This window comes from uncultured Leptotrichia sp. (genome assembly GCF_938036635.1).
GTDB lineage: Bacteria > Fusobacteriota > Fusobacteriia > Fusobacteriales > Leptotrichiaceae > Leptotrichia > Leptotrichia hongkongensis.
The window spans coordinates 1-9,904 of sequence record NZ_CALHQO010000088.1; the positions used below are offsets into that span (position 1 = coordinate 1).

The window sequence follows — 9,904 nt, forward strand, 5'->3', positions numbered from 1 at the left end:
AAATAGTCATAATTTTTGAGTTCTATTTTAAACTCGTTTTACTATAAAATTAATCTTCTATATAGTCATGAACTTCAACTGGCTCAATATTCCAAATTTCTTTTGCATATTCGTCAATTGTTCTGTCTGAACTGAACTTACCAGCATTTGCAATATTTTTAAGTGCTTTTCTAGTCCATTCTCTTTTATCTTTGAAGGCATTTTGAAGTCTATCTTGAGCTTCTCTGTATGATGCGAAATCTTTTAATAGGAAATACACATCTGGACGAGAACCGTCTACTCCGTATAATAATGAATTTTGTAGTTCTCTGAAGATTCCTGTATGATTATCGTCATAAGTTCCGTCACCTAACTGATCTATAACTTTTTTAAGTCCTTCTACGCTGTTATATTCATCAAATGGATTATATCCTCCATGTGCCTGATAATTTTCCACTTCCTGTGCAGAAAGTCCAAAGATAAATGCATTGTCAAGTCCAACTTCTTCAACAATTTCAACATTTGCTCCGTCCATTGTTCCAATAGTTAATGCACCGTTTAGCATAAATTTCATATTACCAGTTCCAGATGCTTCTTTACTTGCTGTAGAAATTTGTTCTGATACATCTGCTGAAGGGAATATTTTTTCTGCAAGTGAAACTCTGTAGTTTTCAAGAAATACAACTTTGATTTTTCCGTTAATGTCGCTGTCGTTATTTACTTTTTCTGCAACGGCATTGATTAATTTGATAATTCCTTTTGCACGTCTATATCCAGCAGCTGATTTTGCTCCAAAGATAAATGTTCTTGGCTCAATGTCTAGATATGGATTTTCTTTTAATCTGTTGTATAAGTTCATAATATGAAGTACATTTAAAAGCTGTCTTTTGTACTCGTGCAATCTCTTAACTTGAATATCAAAGATAGAATGAGGATTTACTTCGATTCCTGTAGTATCTTTTATATATTTAGCCAATTTTTCCTTATTGTGCAGCTTAATTTCAGCAATTCTTCTTAAAACATTGTCATCATCCAAGTATTGCTCCAATTTTTTAAGTTCATACAAGTCTGTAATCCACTTATCTCCAATTAATTCTGTAATTAATGCAGCTAATTCTGGATTTGCTTTTAATAGCCATCTTCTTTGAGTAATTCCATTTGTTTTGTTTAGGAATTTTTCAGGATATAATTCATTCCATTCTCTTAGCTCGCTATTTTTAAGAATTTCCGTATGCAATGCCGCAACTCCGTTTACTTTGTGCGATCCTACAATTGCAAGCCATGCCATTCTAACTTGTCCATCTCCAATGATTGACATTTTGTTGATTCTTTCCCAGTCTCCTGGATATTTTTGCTGTAATTCTGCGACAAATCTTCTATTGATTTCCTCGATAATTTGATAAATTCTTGGAAGTAATGGCTGAAATAGTGAAATATCCCATTTTTCCAATGCTTCTGATAAAATTGTATGGTTTGTGTATGCAAATACATTTTTACAAATGTTCCAAGATTCATCCCATCCTAATTTTTCCTTATCCAAGAAAATTCTCATTAATTCAGGAATTGCAACAACTGGATGTGTATCATTTAGCTGAATTGCCACTTTTTCTGCAAATTTTGAAAAATCATTTCCAAAAACTGATTTGTATCTTCTGATAATATCCTGCAATGAAGCTGATGTAAAGAAGAACTGCTGTTTTAATCTTAATTGTTTTCCATCTTTTTCAGTATCATTTGGATACAGTACTCTTGAAATATCTTCTGCCTGAACTGCTTTTGCAGAAGCCTGTAAATAAGTTTGATCATTGAATAATTTTAAGTCAAATCCTTCAGGTGATCTTGCTTCCCATAATCTCAATGTATTTACAGTATCGTTTCCATAACCAATAACTGGCACATCATAAGGTACGGCGTGAACCGTTTCCGTATTTACTCGTTTAAAGTATTCTTTCCCAAATTCATCACGATGAACTTCAATTTGTCCGCCAAATTTTACTTCAAATACTCTGTCCATTCTTTTTATTGACCAAGGATCTCCGTATTTTGTCCAGTCATCTGGATATTCCATTTGGAACCCATTTTCGATTTTTTGCTCAAACATTCCGTATTTGTATCTAAGTCCATATCCATGTCCTGGCAATGCCAATGTAGCAAGTGAATCAAGAAAACATGCAGCAAGTCTTCCAAGCCCTCCATTTCCAAGTCCTGCATCCATCTCACGGTCTTCAATTTTGTTAATATCTACACCTAATTCATTCAATGTTTCTTTTATAACATCATTAATTTGCAAATTAATCAGATTATTTCCCATAAATCTTCCCATTAGGAATTCTGCTGAAAAGTAGTACGTTTGCTTTACCTGTTTTTTAGCATAAGTTTTTTTAGTATTGTACCATTTTTCCATTGCATAATCCAAAGCTACTTTTGAAATTGCATTATATAACTCAAATTCATGAGCTTCTTCAAGAGTTTTTCCATATTGCCTTCTCAGTTCCCTAAGAATACTATCCTTTAATTCAGCTTTGTCAATTTCCATATTTCCTCCTAAATATTTTATTTTCACTTCACTTTACCACTTTTTCAGCATTATTTCAATACTTTTTGCTAAAATTAATATCATTTAGCCGTTATCTTAATTTTGTATAATGAATATTCTAAACTTTATTCTTAATATTGTTCAGTTAAATCGCCTTTTTTGACTTACTCTTATAAAATAAAACTTTCTTATATAAACAATACGTTAAGTAAAAAAAGATAAATTTGCTTTCCTTGCAAAAAAACTCTAACCAAGTAATTTTAGTTAGAGTCTTTATTTCTTACGTATTAAACTTTAAATTATCAACTATTCAGTATCTTTTTTTGAAGATTTTTTATTTTTAGACACTTTTTTTTCTTCATTTTTCTTATCTGTTTCTGATTTTTCCTTAATAACCAAAATACCATCTTCCAAATCAGCAACAAGATGTTTTGCATCAAGGTTTTCAAGATGGAAATCAGTCACATTATCACGTATTTGCTGTTCAATTACACGACGTAGCGGACGTACTCCCATAACTTCATCATATCCTTCTTCTGTCAAAAATTCTTTTGCTGCATCAGATACAGCTAAGTCAATTTCTTTTTTAGAAAGAGTTTTATTTACTTCAATAAGCATTAAATCAACAATTTGTGATAAGTCTTTTTTATTAAGATGCGAAAATTCAATCACAGCATTGAACCGATTTAAAAATTCTGGACGGAAGTATGGTTTCAATCTTTCTATAATTTCCTGTTTGTCTGCATTTTCAGTAAGTCCTTTCTCATATCCAAATCCAGCATTTGAAGTAGCTATAATTACAGTATTTTTAAAGTTTACAGTATTTCCCTGTCCATCAGTTAAACGTCCATCATCTAATACTTGTAAAAGAAGCGTTATAACTTGCGGGTCAGCTTTTTCAATTTCATCCAAAAGAATAATTGAATAAGGATTACGACGTACTCTTTCAGTCAAAGTATTATTATTGTCATCATATCCAACATATCCAGCTGTTGTTCCAATAAGTTTTGAAACTGCAGTTCTATCAGAATATTCTGACATATCTAATCTAATAATAGCATCCTTAGTTCCAAACATATCGAGTGCTAGTTGTTTTGCAAGTTCAGTTTTCCCAACACCTGTAGGACCTACAAAAAGAAAACTTCCAATTGGACGGTTACCTTCATCAAATCCTGCACGGTTACGACGAATTGCACGTGCAACTGCTTCAACTGCTTTATCCTGACCGATAACTTTTGCTTTTAGACGTTCATTCATTCCTTTTAGACGTTCAATATCACTTGCCCCCATTTGAGAGACAGGAATTCCTGTCATTCTTTCTACAGATTCAGCCACATCATTTATTGTTGCTGTAACTTTCATATCTTCAGTATGATTTTTTATTTTATTTTCTAATTCCTCAATACGATTTTTTGCATTAAGTGCAGCTTCATAATCTTCAGATTTTACTGCCTCAGCTTGTTTTGCTTTCTGTTCTTCAATTTGATGTTCTACTGCATGAACATCAGTTACAGGATGTTGAGCGGCCAAATGTGCTGCCGTCACATCAATTAAATCAATTGCTTTATCTGGCAAGCTACGTTGTGGAATATATTGTATTGAGAAATCAACTGCTGCTTTTAAAACATTATCAGGCAAAATTACATTGTGATGTTTTTCATATAAATTACGAATTCCTTGAAGTATTTTATATGTATCTTCCGCTGATGGAGCATTTACTTTCACTTCATTGAAACGACGTGCAAGTGCGGCATTTTTTAATATTGTATTACGGTATTCATCTTGAGTAGTTGCTCCAATAACTGTCAGTTCCCCACGTGAAAGAGCAGGTTTTAAAATGTCGGCAAGCCCTTTAGAACCACCATCTCCAGTATTTCCTGCGCCTAAAATCTGATGAATTTCATCAAAGAAGAGTATAACATTTCCAAGTTCCTTTACTTCCTTCAAAAGATTCTGAATATTTTCCTCAAAACTTCCACGATACTGTGTACCTGCTTCAAGTCCCGAAATATCAATTGAAATAATTTCCTTATTTTTTATAGCGGCAGGAACATCCCCATTTACAATGGCTTGAGCTAGTCCTTCTACAACAGCTGTTTTCCCAACACCTGCATCACCTACAAGAACTGGATTATTTTTTGTACGACGTGAAAGAATTTCCGAGGTTTCCTGAATTTCCTTGTTACGTCCTATAACTGGATCTAGTTTTCCATCACGAGCTTCCTGTGTAAGATTACGTCCAAGTTTTGCAAGAATTCCATCTTGTTTAACATTTTGCCCTTGAGATGCTTGAGTCTGCATTTCATTATTTATTGGCAATTGTCCCGTTGCACGATATTGTTCAAATTCTTCAGGTGTAACTTCTCTTCCGTTTATCAGATAACGGCGATTTTCAGAATTAAAACCTCTCATTCCTCCCATTAACTGATTAAAAAGATCATCCATACTGTTAAAATCTCTACTCATAAATTACTACCTCACTTTTTGATAAATTTTAAACAATTTTATTGTTTGTTGCTTTAAGTTTACTCTTAATTATTATGTAAGTCAAGAACTAAAACCATAATTATGAGGTTTCTAATAATTTTATTATAAAATTCAAAAATCTATCTCATTGGAGCAACTGCTGTCAATTCCCACTTATGAATACCTTCATCTTTTTTTGATGAATCATATCCAATGTAAACATTTTTTAGCCTTTTATTTACTGGATAAAGTTTATATCTGTACATTAACGGAACTTCTGCTGCTTGTCCAATGTAGTATTTTTGCCAGTTTTTATATGCTTCTACTTTATAATTTGGAACTGTTAATGATTTTTCTCCTAAAATTTCATCTATTAATCTGTCATTTTCCTCCGATACAAAACGAGAAAAGTTAAGCTGGGATTTTCTTCCTGCTGATCCAGTTGGATCTAGACTTGTTCCAACTCCCCAAGCTCCAAAGAACACATCTATATCTTTAGAATCTCCCTGCACTTTTTCGTAAAAATTCTGGAAAGCTAGCAATCTTCCTGATGTAAGAACTGCTTTTATCCCTATTTTTTCCCAGCTTTGAATGTAGTTTTGGGCAAGCGGCTCTGCCACATCCCCACCAGCCATAAATGCCATCTTTATTTCAAAAGGTTTTCCATTTTTATCTTCACGGATTCCATCGCCATTTACATCCTTGTATCCCGCTTCATCCAATAACTGTTTTGCTTTTTCAGGATTATACGGATAACCTTTCAAGTCCTTTGGAAAATATTTCTTGAAAACAGGAGGAATTGCTGAAGTCGCTTCCTGCCTTAACCCAAAATAAAATGCCTGTGCTATTTCTTCAACATTTATCGCATACACAAGAGCTTGACGTAATCTTAAATCCGACATCTTGGCATTTGAATCTGTCACATTTTCTCCTTTTGCTTTGTCATAATGCCCCAGTTTAAAGGCCAAATACGAATAATACAAATCCTGTTGTCCTAATGTTTCTATATTTTTAAAATCCTTGTAGTTATTGTAAAGAGAGTCAGGCATGCTCATTACAAAATCATATTTCCCAGCTTTTAATGCCGCCACTATAGATTGTGAATTTACTACTTGCACTATTGCCTTTTCAATTTTTGGCTTTCCTTTGTAATAATAAGGATTTGCTGTAAATTCTAGACTTTCTCCACGTGAAACTTTTGTTAAATTATATGGTCCCAATGTTACTGGTTTCATTCTAATTTTATCCGATGAAATCAATTCTTTTATTGGAATCCCTTTTAAATAGTGCTTCGGTAGTGCATTTCCAACTAGTCCGTTTGCAACTGTATAAATACTTTGTCCCAGTTGTAAAAATGAAATTTCCACCGTTTTATTATCTATTTTTTTTATACCTAAAATATTTGGGGCTTTTCCATCGTGATATTCCTTCATTCCAACAATCTTTTGACTTTCTTCAGTATATCGAACTCCTGTGTAATCTTTATGCCCTACAATTTCATAAGGTAAAATAATATCATCAGCAGTCAGAGGCTGTCCATCGGACCATTTTATTCCATCTTTTATTTTTATTGTTGCTTTTTTATTTTTTGCATCAACTGTAAGAGTTGCTGGTCCTTTGTCTGTTATTTCAAAATTTTCATCCACTTCAAATATACCCGAGCTTAAGAACATTGAAATAATCTCACCATCATAACCATCTAAATAGAATGTCTCATTAAAGACTCCAACCAATGGATTATCCTTTACTATCGCCACTTGCAAAGTTCCGCCTTGCACTGCAGGCTCATTGTTTGATGTTTTTTCTGGAAATAGTGATAAATTTAGTTTTGCACCTGGCATTTCACTTCTCTTTTTACCAGGATTACACGAAACTATAAATATCAATACAAGAAACATGATTATTAATTTCCATTTTTTCATACTGTTCTCCTTTTTTAGTTTTATCCTCTTCTCTGTTTTGCGTCAGCTGCCCTGTTTAAAGCCTGTCCAACATAATTAATACATAGCATCATAATTAAAATCAATATTGATGCTGGAAGCCAAATCCATAATTTTGTAGACAATACTTCCGGATCTGCTGCATAACCAACCAAAGTCCCAAGGCTCGGTGTAGAAAGCGGTAATCCAAAGCCAAGAAAACTAAGCCCTGTTTCAATTCCAATATTTCCAGCAAATCCTAATGTCAATTCCACAATTATAATTGAACTCAAGTTAGGCAGTATTTCCCTGAAAATTATCGTAAAATCCTTTGTTCCCATAGTCTTTGAAGCCAAAATATAATCTTTCCGGCTTTCTGCAAGTGCCTTACTTCTAATCAGTCTTGCTGCTCCAACCCAGTAAAACGCACTCATTATCAGCACAAAAGTTGCTATCGTATACTTTGGAACAATAGTAACAAACACAATAATTATCATAAGCGTAGGCAAAATTGTAATAAAGTCAATAATTCTCATAATTACATTATCCACCCATTTTCCATAATATCCTGCAATCAAACCAAAAAATATCCCAATTCCTGATGTCAGAATTGTTATTGTAAAGCCAATAATAATCGAGTTTCTAGCACCCAGTATCAACTGCCCCAATATTGAACGTCCACCAGAATCAGAACCTAGCCAAAATCCCTCTTTCATAGGAATGGCATATTTATCCAGCAGGCTTATTTTCATAATTTCCTCTTGATTTGCAAAAAACGATCCAATAAAAATTATTCCAAAAAGAATTACAAGAATAATAAGCGAAGCAAGTGCCAATCTATCTTTCAAAATCTCCCTCACAATAACACCAATTCCAGTCGGCTTGTTACTTTTCTTAATTTCATCAAAATTTTCTGCTTTTTCATTATTTTTCTTTAAAATTTCATTATTAGACATTTTTTCACCACCTACTCTATTCTAATTCTAGGATCAACAATGCTAAGAATAATATCTGAAAGTAAACTTCCAAGCAATGTTAAAAATCCAAACAGCAGTATTAATGCTGTAACAACGCTGTAATCCCGTGTTATAATTGAATTTACAAATAGTCCTCCCATTCCAGGATAACTGAATATTTTTTCAATAAAAATCGAACCTCCCAGAAGTCCTGTTATCGAATATCCAAAAAACGCTGCAATTGGTAAAATTGAATTTCTAAAAATATGTCTTGAATAAACTTTATTTTCAGGTACCCCCTTACTTTTTGCCGTTTTTACATAATCCAGATTCTTAGCATCAATTACTTCATTTCTCAAATACTGCACAATCCAAGTTGTTCCCAGCAATGCATACGTAATTGCAGGCAATATAATGTGATAAATCCTGTCTAAAATATGTCCCAAAGTATCAGTACTAAGCCCAGCCGTCACCGATCCAGTTGTCGGAAACCATCCAAGCGTATATCCAAAAAACCAAATCATTATAAGCGAAAGCACAAAAGTCGGAATCGCATAGCTCACATAATTATAAAATGTGACAAATTTATCAAGAAATGAGTTCTGATAACGTCCAGCAAGCATCCCAAGCGGTATTGCAATACAATATGTCAAAATAAGGCTAAGCAGCGACAAAATAAACGTGTTTACTGCCCGTTCCCCAATAAGTGTCTTTACAGGAACATTATAAGTGTAGCTCATTCCCAAATTTCCAGAAACGGCATTTTTTAGCCATCTTACATACTGAATATGCCAAGGATCCAGCAATCCTGCCTTTCTTCGCAATTCTTCAAGTGCCGCAGGATCGGTCTGTGGTGTAATCAGCCCAGTAAACGGATCTCCCGGCATAAGTTTTGCCAAAATGAAGATTAATAGGCTAAGTATAAATAGTTGCGGTATCATAACCAAAATTCTTCGTAAAACTGTTTTCCACATTGATTATTTTCCCCCTTTTCCGTTATTTTGCATTATTTCATCTTTAATAGCAACAAAATGGGTATCTGTTAATTTTTTTAAATCAAAGACACGCCCATTTTCATCATAATATTTTTTTTCATTTTTCAAATATTCCTTTTCAATTTCTAATCGTCTTTTCTTATTTTCCAGCCTTTTTTCAGGATGTACTTCCGGAATTGCAGCAATTAGACGTTTTGTGTAAAAATGTTCAGGATTTTTATAAATATCATTTTTTGTCCCAGTTTCCACAAATCTTCCACGATACATTATAAACATATAATCGCACATATGCTTTACAACTCCCAAATCGTGGGAAATAAAAAGATAACTTAGCCCAAACTGCTCCTGAATGTCCTTCATATAATTCAAAACTTGTGCCTGAACCGATAAATCAAGTGCCGACACAGGCTCATCTGCTATAATTAACTTAGGCTTTGTCGCAACAGCCCGTGCAATTCCCAGCCTCTGTCTCTGTCCACCAGAAAATTCATGTGGATATTTATAAATATCTTCTCTATTAATCCCTACAATTTCCAGCAATTCCGATACTTTACTCTTTTCTTCATCTGAAGTCAAATCTTCAAAATTTCTCAAAGGTTCAGAAATCAAGTCAAGCACTCTCTTCTTAGGATTTAAACTAGATAATGAATCTTGAAAAATCATCTGCACATTTCTATTATATTCACTTCTTCTATTCCGAAACTTCCTATCAATTTCCTTACCTTCGTAAATTATCTTTCCACTTTTTATCTTCTCAAGTCCAATTATCGCTTTCCCAATCGTAGACTTTCCAGACCCCGACTCCCCCACAAGTCCATAAGTCTTCCCTTCTTCAATAGTCAAACTGACACCATCCACAGCATACACATGGTCAATTACCTTATTGAAAAAGCCCCCACGAATTGGATAATGAACTTTCAAGTCTTTCACTTCAATAAAACTCATATTTTTGTTTATTCCTTCCTTCCAAAATATTCAATAACTCAAATTCTAAACTAAAATTATAATTTTTCATTTTGATTTTAATTTATTTTAATTAATAGTTATTCTATC

6 protein-coding genes are annotated in these 9,904 nt (G+C 33.4%); all 6 read right to left on the bottom strand.

The genetic code is table 11. The features are described 5' to 3' along the window. Window positions 1-49: 49 nt before the first annotated feature. The 6 genes from Q0370_RS01655 to Q0370_RS01680 all read right to left on the bottom strand — a co-directional run bounded on the left by Q0370_RS01655 (window position 50) and on the right by Q0370_RS01680 (window position 9,796). Complete coding sequence (locus tag Q0370_RS01655) at window positions 50-2,515, bottom strand: glycogen/starch/alpha-glucan phosphorylase (RefSeq protein WP_299571237.1); 2,466 nt, start codon at window positions 2,513-2,515, stop codon at window positions 50-52. Window positions 2,516-2,821: 306 nt separating this feature from the next. After that, the gene (locus Q0370_RS01660; protein ID WP_299571240.1) at window positions 2,822-4,981 is read right to left on the bottom strand and encodes an ATP-dependent Clp protease ATP-binding subunit; all 2,160 of its coding nucleotides are present in this window, start codon (window positions 4,979-4,981) and stop codon (window positions 2,822-2,824) included. A gap of 140 nt (window positions 4,982-5,121) precedes the next feature. Then, window positions 5,122-6,903, bottom strand: coding sequence for an oligopeptide ABC transporter substrate-binding protein (locus Q0370_RS01665; protein WP_299571243.1), 1,782 nt, complete (start codon window positions 6,901-6,903; stop codon window positions 5,122-5,124). Between the two features lie 20 nt (window positions 6,904-6,923). After that, a complete protein-coding gene (locus Q0370_RS01670; protein WP_299571246.1) occupies window positions 6,924-7,856 on the bottom strand; it encodes an ABC transporter permease in 933 nt (310 codons plus the stop codon). A gap of 11 nt (window positions 7,857-7,867) precedes the next feature. After that, the gene (opp4B, locus tag Q0370_RS01675) at window positions 7,868-8,830 is read right to left on the bottom strand and encodes an oligopeptide ABC transporter permease (RefSeq protein WP_299571249.1); all 963 of its coding nucleotides are present in this window, start codon (window positions 8,828-8,830) and stop codon (window positions 7,868-7,870) included. A gap of 3 nt (window positions 8,831-8,833) precedes the next feature. Beyond that, window positions 8,834-9,796: an ATP-binding cassette domain-containing protein gene (locus tag Q0370_RS01680; protein WP_299571252.1), complete on the bottom strand. Its 963-nt coding sequence runs from the start codon at window positions 9,794-9,796 to the stop codon at window positions 8,834-8,836. Window positions 9,797-9,904: the final 108 nt, after the last annotated feature.